Origin of the sequence: Rodentibacter heidelbergensis (assembly GCF_002000125.1) — a bacterium.
GTDB lineage: Bacteria > Pseudomonadota > Gammaproteobacteria > Enterobacterales > Pasteurellaceae > Rodentibacter > Rodentibacter heidelbergensis.
Map to the genome: position 1 here is coordinate 104168 of NZ_MLHH01000012.1, position 16185 is coordinate 120352.

Below are 16185 nucleotides of genomic sequence, written 5' to 3' on the forward strand. Positions count from 1 at the left end.
TCCGAAAGACTATTTGGCGTTTTTTTATTAGTATGAACGAAATACCCACGCCACAATTCATACCTGTATTTATAATATGTACGATAAACAAAATCAAAGTGCGGTCAAAATTTGGTAATTTCAAACCGCACTTTAAGCATATTATTTCGCTAATTTAATTTCTTGAACCCATTTTTCAATCAGGCGTTTACGCTCTTCGGTAGCGCCGTATTTTTCAAAATCGTAATTGATTAAATTGAGTTTGGTCGGATCAAAGGCGACCGGAGATTGCTCAGCAGTGGTATTGGTTAGAATTTGTAGTGATTCCCCCTGTTTCCACGCTAGCTCTTGCCCTTCTTTAGAAAGCGCCCAATCTACAAATAATTTGGCGTTATCAAGGTTACGAGCGCCTTTAAGGATACTCACCCCACCTAATTCATAGCCGGTACCTTCACAAGGCACAATTAATTCTAATGGTGCACCCTGTTGTTTTTCTAAGGCATAATCATGTAAGAAACCAATTCCAATGGCGGTTTCCCCCCGTGCGGCATTGCGTGATGGTGCGATACCGGATTTGGTGTATTGGGAAACGTTTGGATGAAGTTGTTTGAAGAAATCAAAGGCTTTGCCCTCGTCCCAAAGTTGAACAAAGGTGGCAATCGCCGTATAAGCCGTGCCTGAACTTTGAGGATCTGCAATTTGAATTTCCCCTTTTAACTTAGGATCTGTTAAATCTTTCCAACATTTCGGCACTTCTTTAATGCCTAATTTGGCAAGACGCTCGGTATTCACCCCAAACCCTAAAATGCCCATATAAATGGCGGAAACATAATGCCCTTTTGTTTTTGCCGGATCACGGAAAGCTTCAACAATTTCGTCAATATGTTGAGATTGATAAGGTTCAATTAATCCTAATTCTGCTGCTTGTGCCTGAGGATCAAAGGTGCCACCAAACCAAACATCGGCTTGCGGATTATTTTTTTCCGCTTCTACTTTGGCAAAAGTACTCCCCGAACCATTGCGGATAAAAGAGGTTTTCACATCATATTTTTCACCAAAGGCTTTTGTGGTGGTTTCACATAACACATTCGTGGCACTGCAATAGACCACCAAACGACCTTTCGCATTGGCGGCAGAAGAGAACATCAAACTTCCCGCTAAAAGTGCGGTTGAAATAGAAAGCGAAATTTTATTGATTTTCATAGTTAAGACTCCGTTGAAGAACAACGTTACAATATTAGAGGAAAATAAAAAATAATACCGTGATAGCTCTCACAATTTTGTAAATTGATGCCGAAAAATAAAGTGAAATTGACCGCACTTTTCTTTATAATTCAGGCAATTTTCTCAGCCCTCAGGTTATATTCATGCCAGACTCATCTTGTATTATCATCGCCATTACCGGCGCTTCCGCTTCAGGGAAAAGCTCCATTGCCTCCACCGTTCATAAAGAACTCTGTAACGAGCTAGGCTGTCAGCAAATCGGCATTATTGCAGAAGATAGCTATTACAAAGATCAAAGCCACTTAGAAATGAGTGAACGGGTTAAAACCAATTATGACCATCCTAACTCAATGGATCGTGATTTACTCATTGCCCATTTAAAAGATTTAAAAGCCAATAAGGCAGTGGATATTCCTGTTTATAGCTATGTAGAACACACCCGAACTGCGGAAACCACGCATTTCACCCCTAAACGTATCGTGATTTTAGAGGGCATTTTACTCCTCACCGATGAACGGGTGCGCCAATTAGCAGATATTTCCGTGTTTGTAGATACACCACTTGATATTTGTTTTATTCGCCGCTTGCAACGTGATATGGAAGAACGGGGCCGTTCATTACAATCGGTGATCGACCAATATCGCTCAACAGTTCGCCCAATGTTTTTACAATTTATTGAGCCGTCTAAACAATATGCTGATATTGTCATTCCTCGTGGTGGTAAAAACCGTATTGCAATCAATATGTTAAAAGCCCAAATCCTTCATTTACTCAATCACAAGTAGGAGAAATTATGCGTCTTTGCGATACCGATATTGAACGCTATCTTGATGATGGCATTATTGCTTTAACCCCTCGTCCGGATAACAGTAAAATTAACGGTGCAACCATTGATGTGCGTTTGGGGAATTCTTTCCGGGTATTTCGTGAACATTCCGCACCTTATATTGATTTAAGCGGCCCTAAAGAAGAGGTTTCTGCCCAATTGGAATCCGTGATGAGTGATGAAATCATCATTCCCGATAACGAGGCTTTTTTTCTCCACCCCGGTGTACTGGCTTTGGCAACAACCTTAGAATCCGTCAAATTACCGGCCAATATTATCGGTTGGCTAGACGGGCGCTCTTCTCTCGCCCGTTTAGGCTTAATGGTGCATGTTACCGCCCACCGTATCGATCCGGGTTGGGAAGGCAAAATCGTTCTTGAGTTTTATAATTCAGGTAAATTACCTTTAGCCTTACGCCCGAATATGGTCATCGGTGCACTCAGTTTTGAAGTGCTAAGTGGGGATGCCGCCCGCCCTTATAACCGCCGTAAAGATGCGAAATATCGAAACCAACAAAATGCGGTGGCAAGTCGTATCGATGAGGATAAATAAATGAAAAAGATCGCAATAAGCCTGCTGATCGTGCTTGTGGCGATCTTTGCGTTTTTTTATATTCAACTCCAGCAAGCGAAGAGCCAGCTCACCGAACAATTCGCCCAACACAATATTCAAGTAAAATCCCTTGAGTTCGGCCTCCTTCCTCAACCTTATTTCGCTATTGAGCAACTAAACTATCACGCTCTATCGCTTAAACAAATTGAGGGGAAACTTGCCTTTTTACCCTTAATGTTCGGCAATCCAAAACTTGAACAACTTACCATAAATCAAATCAAATTCAGTGAAAATGCCCTCAATTCAGCGAAAATCACCCTGTCTTTTTCAGATTTTTTACTGAAAAAATTATTGGCAAAAAATATTGCTTTTGATGGTGAAAATCGCATTGCAATTGAACTTGAAAAACCCATTTATGGAAAAAACACCCACTTCAATTTCACCTTTAATAAAGCCCATATTGCCCTTCGCCAAGATCAAGAAACCTTAATCCAAATTGATAAGGCAAAACTCAATGATCAAACGCTCGGCTATATTGAAATACACGCGGATTTTTTCAAACCTCAAAAAGCGCTGATTGCTTATATCAAACCTACTTGTAGTACCGATTGTCTTGCAGTGTTGAAATTCAATGGTTTAGAACAAAAAAGTGCGGTCAAATTTTCCGGTAAAAATTTCCCAATGGCACGTTTACTCACCTTACTGAGCTTTCCAGATACCATGACAGGGACCACGGATTTCACCATTCAACTCACCTTTTTCAATTCAGAATTAATGCAAGGAAAATTTGATTTTAATGCACGGGACGGTGAGCTTTTAGGGCTAAATTTACTTGATCTCGCTACACAGTATTTTCCAATTAACTACAATGATGATCTTTTAGCGGGAAAAAGTATGAATACGCCTTATCAAACCTTTAGCTCATCATTAAATTTTGAAAATAACTTATTAAGTGTCGATAAAATCCATCTCAAAACCCCCGTGCTTTTAGGCGAAGGCAGTGGGGCGATTGATTTACACACGATGCAATGTGATATTAATCTCAACCTCTCTGCAACAAATGAAAAATATCAAGGTCTTAAACTCCCTATTCGCTTTTTCGACAGTTGCTATTCCCCTCAATATAAACTGGAAATGAATAAAGATTTTCGGAAAAAAGTAAAAGATCTCATTAAAGAGAAATTGAAGTAATGTCGTTTTACCAACAAGCTGAAAAAATCCAAACTTGGCGGGTCATCCTCATGGCTTGTACCGCCTTTATTTTCAATACTACAGAATTTGTGCCCGTTGCATTACTTACGGATATTGCACAAAGTTTTAACATGCAAACCGCTGAAACCGGTCTGATGATGACCGCCTATGCCTGGACTGTGTTAGTGATGTCTTTACCCGCTATGTTGGCAACAGGCAAAATGGAGCGAAAAAGTTTACTCGTTAAACTTTTTGTGATTTTCATTATCGGCCATCTCCTCTCCGTGATGGCATGGAATTTTTGGGTGTTACTCATTGCCCGCATGTGTATTGCCTTATCCCATGCGGTTTTTTGGTCTATCACCGCCTCCCTTGTAATGCGCATTGCGCCTAAAAATAAAAAGACACAAGCACTGGGTATGCTGGCGATAGGTTCATCCCTTGCCACCATTTTAGGCTTGCCTATTGGACGTTTAATCGGTCAACTGGTCGGATGGCGGGTCACTTTCGGCATCATTGCCGTTTTGGCATTCGCCGCTATGTTCCTCATTATCCAACTGTTACCCCGACTTCCAAGCAAAAACGCCGGCTCACTTGCCAGCTTGCCTATGCTCGCTAAACGCCCATTGTTAATCGGGCTTTATCTCACCACGGCACTGATTATTTCTGCGCATTTTACCGCCTATACCTATATTGAACCTTTTATGATCCAAATCGGGCAATTGCCCCCGAGTCTTACAACCCTCATTCTTCTCGTATTTGGCTTATCAGGGATTAGTGCCAGTTTACTCTTCAACCGGTTATATCGCTTTAACCCAAGAAAATTTATTCTCACCGCAATGGGGTTATTCATCACCTCACTCACTCTTTTACTCAGCTCAACCCATTATACCTCCACCATATTTTCCCTTGCCTTTCTTTGGGGGATCGGCATTTCCTGCATTGGGCTTGCCTTACAAATGCAGGTATTAAAACTCGCCCCCGATGCCACCGATGTCGCCACCGCCATTTATTCAGGTATATTTAATGCAGGAATTGGCGCCGGCGCATTATTCGGCGGTCAAATTATGAAGTATGTAGGATTAGAATATATCGGATGGATAGGGGCAATGTTAGGGTTTGTTGGGTTAGTGATGTTTAGCTTTTTTCAATATCGTTACCTGCCCAAAATCAGTGAAAAATAGAGGCGGGAGCAAACAGCCTTTCTGCTACCTACCTCTAAATTAGCTTTTCTCTAGAGTAAATAATAACCGCTATTCTGATTTTGTTTTAGAAAATTTTTCTTTTCCTAATAACCATAGGTATTGATCAAGCTCTTTTATTGTAAATTCATTGAGTTTAAAATAATTTTTAAAGTCGACTAGTACTCTTTTAAATTCAATGTAATTTTTTAAATCTGTTCTTTTAAATTTCGAAAATGAATGTTCTTTATTAAATTCCCAAAGTACCTTATCAACATAACTATCATAAATTGGAAACATTTCAGGGTTATGGTGACTACAGTATTTCGTTGCAAAAGAATAAAAATGCTTTTCCACCCCAGAAATAGTCACATTTTGTAGCTCATTCACTAAAGACAAATCACCATTTTTCAATCTCAAATCAAATTTTTGAATCGTTAAAATATGTTTTGCCACGGAATAAACACTAAAGATATTTGTACTGTAGAAATCATTGAGTGTCGAACATTTTAGCAATACTTCGCTCACATCATGATTATTTGGCATTAAATCAAATAATTTATTCAATGCTTTTTCTTGTTGAACATAGTTATCTAAACTTTTCCCTTTCTCTATATAATAATTAACTTGCTGACTGGTTGGCTTAGGTAATTTAACATTCATAAAAGGCAATCCTTTTCACTAATTTATTTTAGAAAATAATCTATAATTGCTTATATAAAACCCGCAAGCTATTCTAGCGCTTTTCCTTTTCTAGTGGTATCTACACCATTGATAAAATTAATAAGCCTGTGACCAAAATACTGAGTATTCCACTCCTGCTCATATTCCATCCCAATTTCCTTTGCAATATCTCGCAAAGCCTGCCTTGTATTATCACAAATAATAGAAATACTATTATTTTCGCCTTGTTGAATAACAAAATTACCGTGTTTTGCGGATTTTTTAATATCTGACATAATTTTTCCTTATTAAAATATAGCTTTAATTTTTATAAAAATAAGGCAGTCCTTTTTGAATAGGAACTGCTTTTAAACTAAACAATTTTGACTGGTCTGAGTTTCTCATCATAAACCTTTACTCTATTAGTATTATCAAGTAACTTTACATGTAAACTCGTTGCAGTATAGCTTTGTAAAATCCCACTTATCCCCGTAGGGTATCTCTCCCCCTCTAGTAAAACCCAAACTGTATTACCTTTTTGAATAGCTTCTTTGATTGCCATAAAAAACTCCTATATTTTGTTTTATCAGAAAGATTTAGTTGTTATGTCAATAACAACTAAAAGCAGTATACTGCTTTCAAAATTTGAATAAAAAACAATCAGATGATTTTTATAGAAAGAGAATAAATTGTAAAAGACATGACATCTATTTTTTAAATAGGCTGTTTAGGATATGTTAAAGTTACACATAGAGTACAACTATAATAAGAAAATATTATCATCTACTCTCTGAATATCGCCCACCTTTTTCAATCAAAAGGATTAATGAGATCCAGTCTAAGTTTTTCAAAATCTTTGATATTGCGTGTAACCAATACGAGTTTATGCTGTTTAGCCGTAGCTGCAATATAAGCGTCATTAATATTCATTTTATTTGGAATATGAAATTGAGCCCCTAATAAAGCAATGTTGGCAGTAATGGGTAAGGTTCTCTCACGATAAATTGGGATCAACTTTTGCTCAAACCAATGTGTTAAATATTGTGCTTGAATTTTATCTTTGCGGGCTTTAAGTAAAATGCCTGTTTGAATTTCAGATAAACTGACTGCGCTGATCATCGTTTCACTTGGATTAACCGTTGCTAACCATGCACGAACATTCTGGTTAATTTGATTGTTAGTCAGTTTATAAAACTCCAATAAAATATTAGTATCAAGCAAATACATTATGCCTCCATTAATCGAAATCGACATCCCGTAATTGATTTGAATGACGAATATCCGATAAGGATTGCTCAAATTCAGCAAAGAAATCATCATCAACCTGAGCTGTCTTATGATTGGCAAAAAGCTGTTCAAAGGTAGGCTCCGGTGACTTGTGTTGTTGATAATCTTCATAACTGGAAAGCACGCTAACCACTTTTCCCCACTTAGTAATAAAAACAGGTTGCTCTGCTGACATTTTTAATACGGCACTTGCTTTTTGGTTAAATTCTTTTGAGCTAATTGTAATTGGCATAACCCCTCCAAACTTGGGAAAATTGTCACTACATTACTACCTTGTTGTTGAGCGAACAAATTTGAAGATAAAGTGCGGTCAAATTCCATCCCATTTTTGCAGAAAAATAAGGATAGAGCAGTTTGTTTCCTCTCAAAAGCATTTGACCCTCTCACCTTATTTTGTTAAAAGCTTAGTTCTAAAAAATAAAAAGGAGGGACTTTATGAACACTCACACCCGTTTTTTCTCAACCTATAAAAGTGCAATTATTCTCGTCTTAGACTTTATTTTGATGCTGTTTTTAATTCATTCACTTCCTTTCTCGCCCACTGAAAATCGTGGATTAGCTTTGCTCATTTTCATTGGTATTCTCTGGTTAACGGAAGCCTTTGACATTACTGTCACCTCTTTGATTGTGCCAGTGTTAGCCATTGGGTTAGGGCTTATCAATACTCAAAAAGCACTGGCGCCTTTTTCGACCCCCATTATTTATATGTTCTTTGGTGGCTTTGTGATGGCAGCCGTATTGCAAATTCAATCCTTAGATAAACTCATTGCGGGTTATATTATCCGCTTGGCGAAAGGTAATTTGAAATTGGCGATTGCCTATTTATTTGGCGTAACCACTTTTCTTTCCATGTGGATTAATAACACGGCGGTTGCGGCGATGATGTTGCCATTAACACTGGGTATGCTAAAAGGCATTAATGCAGGAAATAATTATCGTCTTTATGCTTTTGTGCTACTCGGCATGGCATTTAGCGCTAATATCGGAGGAATTGGCACTTTAGTTGGGAGCGCACCTAATGCGATTCTTGCCTCCCAAATTCCAGTTACCTTTACAGAATGGTTGGGTTATGGTTTTCCGGTGATGTTGCTCTTGCTCCCCTCTATGTTATTTTCTTTGTGGATTATCCTACGTCCGGACTTCAACGTGCCTTTCAACCCAACGATTGAGCGAATTCAGTTTACTTCAAAAAATCGTATCACCTTGGTGATTTTTATTGTTATGGCTGCGTTACTGCTCTTTGGTTCATTAATCAATCCTTGGCTATCCAATGCCCTTGGTTTAGCGAATAAAATTGAAAACTTTGATACCGTTGTGGCACTCTGCGCAGTCATTTTAATTTGCGTATCCAACGCCGCAAAATGGAAAGACATTCAAAAAAGGGTGGAATGGGGCGTGTTAATGTTATTTGGCGGCGGATTAACTCTTAGCGTGGTAATGAAAGATTCCGGTGCAAGTAAAATTATGGCAGACAGTATTGTACAATTTGTGCAAACCAAACCTCTTTGGGTACTTTGTGTTACCCTCACCGCCTTTATTATTTTCCTGACGGAATTTACCTCAAATACAGCCAGTGCGGCATTGATTATGCCGATTGTGATTTCCGTTGCTCAATCCATGGGCTTACCGCCTATTTCTCTTGCGGCGATTATCGCCTGTGGAGCAAGTTGTGCCTTTATGCTGCCTATTGCCACACCACCCAATGCGATTGTCTTTAGTAGCGGTCATATCAAACAAACGGATATGGCAAAAGTCGGGTTGGTATTAAACCTCTTCTGTATTGTAGTTATTAGTGGATTAACCTACTTTTTCTGGATGAACTAATTCCAAGGTTCACATAAGAAATTCAGGAAAAATTCCATTAGGGATATTTCAGAATATTAAGGGGAAAAGTTCAAATTTCCCCTTTTATTATAATTGAATCACCTCATCAGCCAGCTTTTCAATAAACCCTGAGTGATGTGAAGAGATGAGCATTGGAAGCCCTAACTCACACAAAAGTGCGGTCAGTTTTTCGATATTTTTACGATCTAACCCATTAGTGGGTTCGTCCAAAAATAGCATTTGGGGCTGCATAGCAAGCACTCCGGCGAGTGCAGTAAAATTTTTCTCGCCACCAGAAAGCGTATGCACTGTGCGATCTTTTAAGTGCTGAATACCCAAACGTTCAAGTTGTTGTTCCGCGAGTTGATAGGCATATTCTCGAGGATATTGCTGGTTTAACGGCCCAAAGGCAACATCATCTAATACAGTCGGCCCAAAAAGTTGATCATCGGCATGTTGGAAACAAATGCCAACCCTTCCTCGAAATGGGGCAAAATCTTTTTCTTTTCGACAAATCTGGCCAAACAGCCTGATCTCCCCTTTTGAAATGGGAACAAAACCCAATAAGGCAAGCAATAATGTGGTTTTCCCTGCCCCAATATCGCCTTGCAGAAATAACCGTTTTTGTCCTTCAAGATGAAAGCTTAACCCTTCTATGATAGAGCGGTGGTGACGTTCAATCGTCAATTCATTCACGGTGAGCATTTTTGTTCTTCCTTTCACCCGGCTGAAAACTACGACATTTCAGTGCAATCTGTGCCATTTCAGCTTTTAATAAAGCATGAATTAATAATAAGGCAACACTTTGTGCAGTGACATAAAGGGTTCTAACATTCAATTTCGGTTGATACCCTCTGGCACGCATTGCTCTGTCCATTTTTTGTCGCAATTCCCCAAAAAGGGCAATATAACGCACAGTGAGTACAGCTAATTGGATGAGTTTTTCAGGGAGAGGCAATTTCCCTAATGCCTGTATCAAAAGGGTTTCATTCATATTCCATAAAAAAAGCCAAACAGAAAAGAGCAACAAATTTGTCCGAAGACTGAGTATTTGGGCAAGTTGAATTCCTTGAGGATTTAATGCCACACCGGCATCAACAAGATGCCAGCTTAGTGTCGCCCACATTAAGGCAAGAAATACCAAAAGATGAATCCAACGCTTAACATAATAAAAAAGCCGCTTTTTTTCGATAAAAAGCATAACAACAAAAACCAACATCACGGTGATATTCAGTGTGATAAGACGAGGAATATCTTCTAAACCGCCAACCACCAACCCCCAAATAAAGAGATAAATAAGGCGAAAGTGCGGTTGAAAAAGCGAAGCTATTTTCATTAAGAAAACCGTGCTTTAGGGGTGAAAGCATCAGGATACATTTTGCCGAGTAAGGAAATCACACCAACACTAATGATGCTATCTAAAATAAAGACGGGAAGATGTGAAATAAGGAGTAAGCCAATAAGATCATAATAATTTTTCCCCCCATCGAGTATTAATGCCAACGCAGCTAACGCCCCGGCGCCCCCCACACCAATCACCCCGGCACCTATGCCGGTTAAAAGACAGGCCTTTGAGGTCATACGCGGTTTGAGAGATGAACGGAAAAGATAATGCACCCCAATAGCCGGTATCGCCATAATACAAAGATTTACTCCGAGAACAGCAAATCCGCCAAAAGAAAAGAACAGGATCTGCAACAGCAAAGCAATAAGAAATGCAGGAAACACCGCCCAGCCTAAAAATAAGCCTGCCATACCGTTTAAAATTAAATGTACACTGCCAATTCCTACCGGTATATGAATGGTGCTTGCCACAAAAAAAGCCGCCGAAAATAATGCGGTGAGCGGCAATCTTTCATAATCTAACTTTTTTAGCCCCACCGTCATCCCGGCAATCGCAATGACTGCACCTAACAATAAAATAGGGGGTGTTAACACCCCTTCCGATAAATGCATTATTTCAATTCCTGTTTACTTTTTGCCCGCCACCAAGCGATCGCCCCGAGAATACCGACAATGTAGCCAATGCCGCCTAAAATATCCCGCCAATAAATTTTATCTCTTAAATGGGCAATATCTTCACGCAGTAACATAAAACTCTCGCTTTGATGAGGGCTGTTGGTCGCCACAATGCGATCGGCCACCACAGCCACTTTATGCCCTTCTTCACCCTCTACGACCACTTTTAATGTGCTATTCGCCACATCCTGCACCGCAAGATTAAATGCCCCTAACGCATCGGTTTTACCCGTTAAAATCGGTTCTTCAATGCCGGAACGAAAGACTTCCAAATAAGTGGAAGCCGCCGGTGTCATATCGGAATAATAGGATTTACCTGAGAGTGTTTTCCCATCATATTGGGCAAATAAATAAAGGGCATGGGCCTTCGCATTCGGCAAATAAAATGCCATAAAAAATAGCGTTAAAAGTGCGGTGAAAAAAGACTTCATTTTCATCACTGCCCTGTTTTATTCGGCATTAAAAGTCAGCATATATTCAATAGAGCGGCGATCATAATCAGGATTTTCGCTCACCTTTTCTTCAAACTCAGCCCAAACTTTGTTCTCGCCTTTAGCGGGCGTAAACTCAGCAATGCCTTTTTCATTAGTAAGATTAAACGGCACATCTTCCCCAACGCCCACTTTAATCCCTTGAACCGGTTTGCCATTATGTAAAACTAAAATACTAAGGGGTTTGCCTGCCTCCGCTTTTGCCTGTGGAATTAATTCATAAACCACATCATGGGCTTTAAAAGCCTGTTCATCCCATTTTAAAATGGCTTTCCCCAACTTCAGCGGATTAGTGCTAAATTCCGCAGAGGGGGCTTCACGTTTGTTTTTTTCCACATATTTTCCACTTGGGAGTTTTGACCATACCCCATTATTAAACGCCATAAATACGATATTCGCTTTCGGCGTAATATAGGCTTCCCCCTCTTTAAATTGATAATCAAGTGCGGTTAATTTTCCTTGGGAATTTAAGATGTGGAAAGACTGAATTTTATGTTGAGGATAGGCTTCTGTTTCCGTATGACCAAATTTCATCACATATTCCCCTTCTGATGAGGCTTTCTCTAGCCATATATTGTGAGCATTGGCTACAGAAAGCGTGAAAAGTGCGGTCAATCCTATTGTTATTTTTTTTAATTGCATTGCTTTGTCTCCTTGTTATAAAAAAGCGGGACTAATGATAGAATATAAAGTAACTTCAGAGTCAAGTGATTTTTAAGGATTATCATGAAAATAGGACAATTAGCCAAGGCCCTAAATTGCACCGTCGAAACCATTCGTTTTTATGAAAAACAAGGGTTGCTGCCTCCCCCACAACGCACCAGTGGAAATTTCCGGCAATATAGCGAAGAGCATCTCCAACGCCTTTCTTTTATTTGTCATTGCCGAAGTTTGGATTTATCCCTCAATGAAATCAAAACCCTTATCGCACTTGAACATCACCCGGAACAGCGTAGCGAGGAAATGAATAAACTGCTCGACCGCCACATCAAAGAGATTGCCAAACGCATTCACGAATTAGCACATTTACGAATGAAACTGATCGAACTGAGAGAAAAAACGGCTACAACCGATGAAGATCCCATGAAATTACTCTTACAACATAGTGGTGTACGCTTTGTGAGGTGGTAAATCCCTATATATTGCAGGAGCAATTCTTGCAAAGAGAAACATTTGGGCTATACTAACAACGTCTTACATTGAAAGACATTATCTATAAGGAGTTTATTATGGCGATAACACAAAATACATCATTTAGTTTTCGATTAGCGGATAGTCTGAAACAAGAAGCGTTTCAAGTTATCGAAAATTACGGATTTACCCCTTCACAAGTATTTAATTTATTTTTAACTGAAATTGCCAAAACGAAAACCATTCCGGTCAATCTTTCTTATTTAAAACCAAATGCTGAAACATTAAGAGCGATGCAAGAAGCTGAAAATAATGATCTTGATGTCATCAGCCCTGCCCAATCGCAGGAAAGTATCATGGAATCCTTAATCAAAAAATAATTAGGGGACAAGATTGTCTAACTCACTTTCAACCTTAAAAGTCACTGCGACAAAAGCCTTTCAACGTGATGCAAAAAAATTATCGCCTAAACAACTCTTTTCTGTAGAAATGACAGAAGTGATGTACCTTCTACAAAGAAATCAGCCATTACCAAGAAAATATCTCGATCACGCATTACGCGGCGAAATGGAAGGATTCCGAGATTGCCATATTTTTAATGATTTGGTTCTCATCTATCAACTCGTTGACAATACAGAATTGAAACTTATTCGGTTAGGCTCTCATTCCGAAATTTTTTAGTAAAACGCTCATAAGCAACTTGACAAAAAAATACCGCACTTTAGCTTCCCAAAGTGCGGTTATTTTTTACAGTGTTTTTAAACAGCGTTTAAAGGGCTTTTAAAATATCTTCAACACGCTCTTTCGCATCACCAAAGAGCATTTGGGTATTTTCTTTGAAGAATAATGGATTTTGCACACCCGCGTATCCCACCGCCATAGAACGTTTGAATACGATAACATTTTGTGCTTTCCACACTTCTAATACCGGCATTCCGGCGATTGGGCTATTTGGATCTTCCATTGCTGCCGGGTTGACCGTATCGTTTGCACCAATCACTAATACCACATCGGTGTCGGCGAAATCGTCATTGATTTCATCCATTTCAAGCACCACATCATAAGGCACTTTCGCTTCCGCTAAAAGCACGTTCATATGGCCCGGTAAACGACCTGCAACAGGGTGGATACCAAAACGGACATTCACGCCACGTTCACGCAATTTTGCCGTAATATCAGCGACCGGATATTGTGCTTGCGCAACCGCCATACCGTATCCCGGTGTGATGATCACAGAACTTGCATTTTTCAATAATTCCGCCACTTCTTCTGCACTGGTTTCACGGTGTTCACCTTGCTCTTCATCGGAAGATACTTGAACATCATTACCAAAACCGCCTGCGATCACACTGATAAATGAGCGGTTCATCGCTTTACACATAATATAAGAAAGAATTGCACCGGAAGAGCCGACTAATGCACCGGTTACGATTAAGAGGTCATTGCTCAGCATAAAACCTGCCGCCGCCGCTGCCCAACCGGAATAAGAGTTAAGCATGGAAACCACCACCGGCATATCCGCCCCACCGATAGAGGCCACTAAATGCCAGCCGAATGCCAGGGCAATTGCCGTCATTAACAATACCGGGAAAATATTATCCGGGCTGTTTAAAAATGCCACCATCAATAAAGCAGAAACCACCAATGCCGCTAAATTTAATTTATGACGATGAGGTAACATTAAGGCTTTTGAGTTGATTTTACCGCTCAGTTTACCAAATGCCACCACAGAACCGGTAAAGGTGACCGCACCGATAAAGATACCGAGGAAGACTTCCACATTGTGGATGGTTGCCAACGTTGCTTGCTCTGCAAGGAATTGTGCCTGTTGCACTTCATCCAAACCGTTCGGCATCGTTGGAATATCGTGTAAACCGTAGCTGTTAAAGCCCACAAGCACCGCAGCCAAGCCCACAAAGCTATGAAGGATTGCCACAAGTTCCGGCATTTCCGTCATTTCCACTTTTAAGGCACGTTGAACACCAATCACCCCACCGATAATCATCGCAATGATGATCCAAAGTGTTCCCTCTGAATGAGGCCCGAAAATGGTTGCCACTAAGGCGATTGTCATCCCGACAATACCAAACCAACAACCTGCTTTCGCCGTTTCATGTTTAGAAAGCCCGGCTAAGCTCATAATGAAAAGTAATGCTGCAACAATATACGCAGCCTGTACTAAACCTTCAGACATTGCGATCTCCTTAACCTTTTCTAAACATTGCTAACATACGTTGTGTAACACGGAAACCACCAAAAATATTGATGCTTGCCACCAAAATAGCCACAAAGGCTAACACATCGATAAAGAGGTTGCCTGTCGGCTGACGAATTTGTAATAACGCACCGACAATGATGATGCCTGAAATCGCATTGGTTACCGCCATTAATGGGGTGTGAAGCGCATGGCTAACATTCCAAACCACATAATAGCCCACTACACATGCCAAGACGAACACAGTGAAATGCGATAAAAACGCTGCCGGTGCAACAGAAGCAAGCCAGAGGAATAATACACCAACACCTGCCATCACACCGTATTTCACACGAGGATCCATTGGTTTCGCTTCTTTTTTCTCTGCAACCGGTGTAGCTTTTGCCTCTTGTTTTGGTTGTGCAGACACTTGAATTTGAGCCGGTGGAATTTCTTCTCCATCACGCACCACGGTGACACCACGCAATACCACATCATCAAAATCAATATTGATATTACCGTCTTTCTCTTTACATAAGAGTTTCAATAGGTTAACGAGGTTGGTCCCGTAAAGTTGGGAAGATTGGGTTGGTAAACGGCTTGGGAAATCCGTATAACCAATCACTTTGACTTGATTTTCCGTGGTCACCACTTTACCCGCTTCGGTATATTCGCAGTTACCACCGGTTGCCGCAGCCAAATCCACAATCACCGAACCCGGTTTCATGGAATCCACCATTTCTTTGGTGATTAAACGGGGTGCCGGTTTACCCGGAATAGCTGCGGTGGTAATGATGATATCCACTTCTTTAGCTTGTTCAGCATAAAGCTCCATCGCACGACGGTTAAACTCATCGGACATCACTTTCGCATAGCCATCGCCACTGCCGCCTTCTTCTTTGAAGTCGATTTCTAAGAAGCTGGCGCCCATACTTTGCACTTGCTCTTTCACTTCAGGACGGGAGTCGAAAGCACGCACAATCGCACCAAGGCTATTGGCCGCACCAATGGCCGCCAAACCTGCCACACCCGCACCAATCACCAACACTTTTGCCGGTGGCACTTTACCTGCTGCGGTAATTTGTCCGGTGAAGAAGCTGCCAAACTCATGAGCGGCTTCAATCACTGCACGATAACCGGAAATATTTGCCATTGAACTTAACGCATCCAACGCCTGTGCACGCGAAATACGCGGTACTGCATCCATCGCAAGCACATTGATTTTCTTCGCCGTTAATTTTTGCATTAACTCAGGATTTTGCGCACGCCAAATGAAGCTGACTAAGGTTGCCCCCTCTTTCATTTGTGCAATTTCTTCATCTGTCGGCGGATTCACTTTAAAAATGATATCCGATTGCCAAATCTCTGCTGCGGTGCCGATTTTTGCCCCCGCCTCGACAAATGCCTGATCCTCAAAACTTGCTTTAAAGCCTGCATCGTGTTCTACGATTACCTCAAAGCCCAATTTCAGGATTTGTTGAACCGTTTTTGGCGTTGCTGCCACACGGCTTTCATTATCAAGCAGTTCTCTTGGTACACCAATTAACATACTTTTTTCCTCTGTTTGATGATTGGGTTGATGATTGCGTAGAATGAACTTGCATCCATTCTTCCTGTAAATGA

Annotated in this window: 21 protein-coding genes; 8 read left to right on the plus strand and 13 right to left on the minus strand. The window is 40.5% G+C overall.

The genetic code is table 11. The annotated features are described in order from the left end of the window. Nucleotides 1-141: 141 nt before the first annotated feature. Nucleotides 142-1182, minus strand: coding sequence for an ABC transporter substrate-binding protein (locus BKK48_RS06465; RefSeq protein WP_077427318.1), 1041 nt, complete (start codon nt 1180-1182; stop codon nt 142-144). A gap of 164 nt (nt 1183-1346) precedes the next feature. Here BKK48_RS06465 and udk point away from each other — a divergent pair, with 164 nt between their 5' ends. From udk to BKK48_RS06485, 4 genes are read left to right on the plus strand one after another with little or no spacing between them, the layout of a single operon-like run. Beyond that, nucleotides 1347-1988 carry a uridine kinase gene (udk, locus tag BKK48_RS06470; RefSeq protein WP_077427319.1) on the plus strand — a complete coding sequence of 214 codons (642 nt, stop codon included), beginning with the start codon at nt 1347-1349 and terminating at the stop codon, nt 1986-1988. 8 nt (nt 1989-1996) lie between these two features. Beyond that, nucleotides 1997-2581, plus strand: coding sequence for a dCTP deaminase (dcd, locus tag BKK48_RS06475; RefSeq protein ID WP_077418076.1), 585 nt, complete (start codon nt 1997-1999; stop codon nt 2579-2581). Next, the gene (locus BKK48_RS06480) at nt 2582-3772 is read left to right on the plus strand and encodes an AsmA-like C-terminal region-containing protein (RefSeq protein WP_077427320.1); all 1191 of its coding nucleotides are present in this window, start codon (nt 2582-2584) and stop codon (nt 3770-3772) included. Beyond that, nucleotides 3772-4956 carry a sugar transporter gene (locus tag BKK48_RS06485; RefSeq protein WP_077427321.1) on the plus strand — a complete coding sequence of 395 codons (1185 nt, stop codon included), beginning with the start codon at nt 3772-3774 and terminating at the stop codon, nt 4954-4956. Before BKK48_RS06480 ends, BKK48_RS06485 begins: the two co-directional genes overlap by 1 nt. Nucleotides 4957-5025: 69 nt before the next feature. Here BKK48_RS06485 and BKK48_RS06490 read toward each other — a convergent pair whose 3' ends face one another. From BKK48_RS06490 to BKK48_RS06510, 5 genes are all read right to left on the minus strand, one after another. Beyond that, complete coding sequence (locus tag BKK48_RS06490; RefSeq protein ID WP_077427322.1) at nt 5026-5616, minus strand: hypothetical protein; 591 nt, start codon at nt 5614-5616, stop codon at nt 5026-5028. A gap of 68 nt (nt 5617-5684) precedes the next feature. After that, nucleotides 5685-5912: a hypothetical protein gene (locus BKK48_RS06495; RefSeq protein WP_077427323.1), complete on the minus strand. Its 228-nt coding sequence runs from the start codon at nt 5910-5912 to the stop codon at nt 5685-5687. A 77-nt stretch (nt 5913-5989) separates the two neighbouring features. Continuing rightward, nucleotides 5990-6178 carry a hypothetical protein gene (locus BKK48_RS06500; protein ID WP_077427325.1) on the minus strand — a complete coding sequence of 63 codons (189 nt, stop codon included), beginning with the start codon at nt 6176-6178 and terminating at the stop codon, nt 5990-5992. A gap of 248 nt (nt 6179-6426) precedes the next feature. Further along, complete coding sequence (locus BKK48_RS06505) at nt 6427-6843, minus strand: type II toxin-antitoxin system VapC family toxin (RefSeq protein WP_077427326.1); 417 nt, start codon at nt 6841-6843, stop codon at nt 6427-6429. A gap of 10 nt (nt 6844-6853) precedes the next feature. Further along, the gene (locus tag BKK48_RS06510) at nt 6854-7135 is read right to left on the minus strand and encodes a type II toxin-antitoxin system Phd/YefM family antitoxin (RefSeq protein ID WP_077427327.1); all 282 of its coding nucleotides are present in this window, start codon (nt 7133-7135) and stop codon (nt 6854-6856) included. Nucleotides 7136-7338: 203 nt separating this feature from the next. Between BKK48_RS06510 and BKK48_RS06515 the strand changes: the two genes are divergently transcribed. Next, nucleotides 7339-8727 carry an SLC13 family permease gene (locus BKK48_RS06515; RefSeq protein ID WP_077427328.1) on the plus strand — a complete coding sequence of 463 codons (1389 nt, stop codon included), beginning with the start codon at nt 7339-7341 and terminating at the stop codon, nt 8725-8727. Nucleotides 8728-8814: 87 nt separating this feature from the next. On the opposite strand, the gene BKK48_RS06520 is transcribed toward BKK48_RS06515, so the two are convergent. Genes BKK48_RS06520 through BKK48_RS06540 form a run of 5 tightly spaced genes read right to left on the minus strand, consistent with a single transcriptional unit; the run spans nt 8815 to nt 11879 of the window. Beyond that, nucleotides 8815-9432 (minus strand): energy-coupling factor ABC transporter ATP-binding protein, encoded by a 618-nt coding sequence (locus BKK48_RS06520; protein WP_077427329.1) that lies wholly within the window; start codon nt 9430-9432, stop codon nt 8815-8817. After that, the gene (locus BKK48_RS06525; protein ID WP_077427330.1) at nt 9416-10063 is read right to left on the minus strand and encodes an energy-coupling factor transporter transmembrane component T family protein; all 648 of its coding nucleotides are present in this window, start codon (nt 10061-10063) and stop codon (nt 9416-9418) included. Before BKK48_RS06525 ends, BKK48_RS06520 begins: the two co-directional genes overlap by 17 nt. Next, on the minus strand, nt 10063-10683 hold the full coding sequence (cbiM, locus tag BKK48_RS06530) for a cobalt transporter CbiM (protein WP_077427331.1): 621 nt from the start codon (nt 10681-10683) through the stop codon (nt 10063-10065). Before cbiM ends, BKK48_RS06525 begins: the two co-directional genes overlap by 1 nt. After that, a complete protein-coding gene (locus BKK48_RS06535; RefSeq protein ID WP_425271813.1) occupies nt 10683-11177 on the minus strand; it encodes a carboxypeptidase regulatory-like domain-containing protein in 495 nt (164 codons plus the stop codon). Before BKK48_RS06535 ends, cbiM begins: the two co-directional genes overlap by 1 nt. 18 nt (nt 11178-11195) lie before the next feature. After that, nucleotides 11196-11879 carry a DUF4198 domain-containing protein gene (locus tag BKK48_RS06540; protein ID WP_077427333.1) on the minus strand — a complete coding sequence of 228 codons (684 nt, stop codon included), beginning with the start codon at nt 11877-11879 and terminating at the stop codon, nt 11196-11198. A gap of 84 nt (nt 11880-11963) precedes the next feature. Between BKK48_RS06540 and BKK48_RS06545 the strand changes: the two genes are divergently transcribed. The 3 genes from BKK48_RS06545 (at nt 11964) to BKK48_RS06555 (ending at nt 13049) form a co-directional block, all read left to right on the plus strand. Continuing rightward, nucleotides 11964-12368, plus strand: a complete 405-nt coding sequence (locus BKK48_RS06545; RefSeq protein WP_077427335.1) for a Cd(II)/Pb(II)-responsive transcriptional regulator — start codon at nt 11964-11966, stop codon at nt 12366-12368. A gap of 98 nt (nt 12369-12466) precedes the next feature. After that, nucleotides 12467-12748 carry a type II toxin-antitoxin system RelB/DinJ family antitoxin gene (locus tag BKK48_RS06550; RefSeq protein WP_077427336.1) on the plus strand — a complete coding sequence of 94 codons (282 nt, stop codon included), beginning with the start codon at nt 12467-12469 and terminating at the stop codon, nt 12746-12748. A gap of 13 nt (nt 12749-12761) precedes the next feature. Next, nucleotides 12762-13049: a type II toxin-antitoxin system RelE/ParE family toxin gene (locus BKK48_RS06555; RefSeq protein ID WP_077427337.1), complete on the plus strand. Its 288-nt coding sequence runs from the start codon at nt 12762-12764 to the stop codon at nt 13047-13049. 88 nt (nt 13050-13137) lie between these two features. Here BKK48_RS06555 and pntB read toward each other — a convergent pair whose 3' ends face one another. After that, nucleotides 13138-14562, minus strand: a complete 1425-nt coding sequence (gene pntB, locus BKK48_RS06560; RefSeq protein WP_077427338.1) for a Re/Si-specific NAD(P)(+) transhydrogenase subunit beta — start codon at nt 14560-14562, stop codon at nt 13138-13140. Between the two features lie 10 nt (nt 14563-14572). Beyond that, entirely contained in the window at nt 14573-16111 is a 1539-nt protein-coding gene (gene pntA, locus BKK48_RS06565; protein ID WP_077427339.1) for a Re/Si-specific NAD(P)(+) transhydrogenase subunit alpha, read from the minus strand. Nucleotides 16112-16185 lie beyond the last annotated feature (74 nt).

Bases quoted from the DNA above. Each gene is read 5' to 3' on its own strand.
- BKK48_RS06465 (WP_077427318.1), bottom strand. From the start codon at position 1,182: ATGAAAATCAATAAAATTTCGCTTTCTATTTCAACCGCACTTTTAGCG.
- udk (WP_077427319.1), top strand. From the start codon at position 1,347: ATGCCAGACTCATCTTGTATTATCATCGCCATTACCGGCGCTTCCGCT.
- dcd (WP_077418076.1), top strand. From the start codon at position 1,997: ATGCGTCTTTGCGATACCGATATTGAACGCTATCTTGATGATGGCATT.
- BKK48_RS06480 (WP_077427320.1), top strand. From the start codon at position 2,582: ATGAAAAAGATCGCAATAAGCCTGCTGATCGTGCTTGTGGCGATCTTT.
- BKK48_RS06485 (WP_077427321.1), top strand. From the start codon at position 3,772: ATGTCGTTTTACCAACAAGCTGAAAAAATCCAAACTTGGCGGGTCATC.
- BKK48_RS06490 (WP_077427322.1), bottom strand. From the start codon at position 5,616: ATGAATGTTAAATTACCTAAGCCAACCAGTCAGCAAGTTAATTATTAT.
- BKK48_RS06495 (WP_077427323.1), bottom strand. From the start codon at position 5,912: ATGTCAGATATTAAAAAATCCGCAAAACACGGTAATTTTGTTATTCAA.
- BKK48_RS06500 (WP_077427325.1), bottom strand. From the start codon at position 6,178: ATGGCAATCAAAGAAGCTATTCAAAAAGGTAATACAGTTTGGGTTTTA.
- BKK48_RS06505 (WP_077427326.1), bottom strand. From the start codon at position 6,843: ATGTATTTGCTTGATACTAATATTTTATTGGAGTTTTATAAACTGACT.
- BKK48_RS06510 (WP_077427327.1), bottom strand. From the start codon at position 7,135: ATGCCAATTACAATTAGCTCAAAAGAATTTAACCAAAAAGCAAGTGCC.
- BKK48_RS06515 (WP_077427328.1), top strand. From the start codon at position 7,339: ATGAACACTCACACCCGTTTTTTCTCAACCTATAAAAGTGCAATTATT.
- BKK48_RS06520 (WP_077427329.1), bottom strand. From the start codon at position 9,432: ATGCTCACCGTGAATGAATTGACGATTGAACGTCACCACCGCTCTATC.
- BKK48_RS06525 (WP_077427330.1), bottom strand. From the start codon at position 10,063: ATGAAAATAGCTTCGCTTTTTCAACCGCACTTTCGCCTTATTTATCTC.
- cbiM (WP_077427331.1), bottom strand. From the start codon at position 10,683: ATGCATTTATCGGAAGGGGTGTTAACACCCCCTATTTTATTGTTAGGT.
- BKK48_RS06535 (WP_425271813.1), bottom strand. From the start codon at position 11,177: ATGAAGTCTTTTTTCACCGCACTTTTAACGCTATTTTTTATGGCATTT.
- BKK48_RS06540 (WP_077427333.1), bottom strand. From the start codon at position 11,879: ATGCAATTAAAAAAAATAACAATAGGATTGACCGCACTTTTCACGCTT.
- BKK48_RS06545 (WP_077427335.1), top strand. From the start codon at position 11,964: ATGAAAATAGGACAATTAGCCAAGGCCCTAAATTGCACCGTCGAAACC.
- BKK48_RS06550 (WP_077427336.1), top strand. From the start codon at position 12,467: ATGGCGATAACACAAAATACATCATTTAGTTTTCGATTAGCGGATAGT.
- pntB (WP_077427338.1), bottom strand. From the start codon at position 14,562: ATGTCTGAAGGTTTAGTACAGGCTGCGTATATTGTTGCAGCATTACTT.
- pntA (WP_077427339.1), bottom strand. From the start codon at position 16,111: ATGTTAATTGGTGTACCAAGAGAACTGCTTGATAATGAAAGCCGTGTG.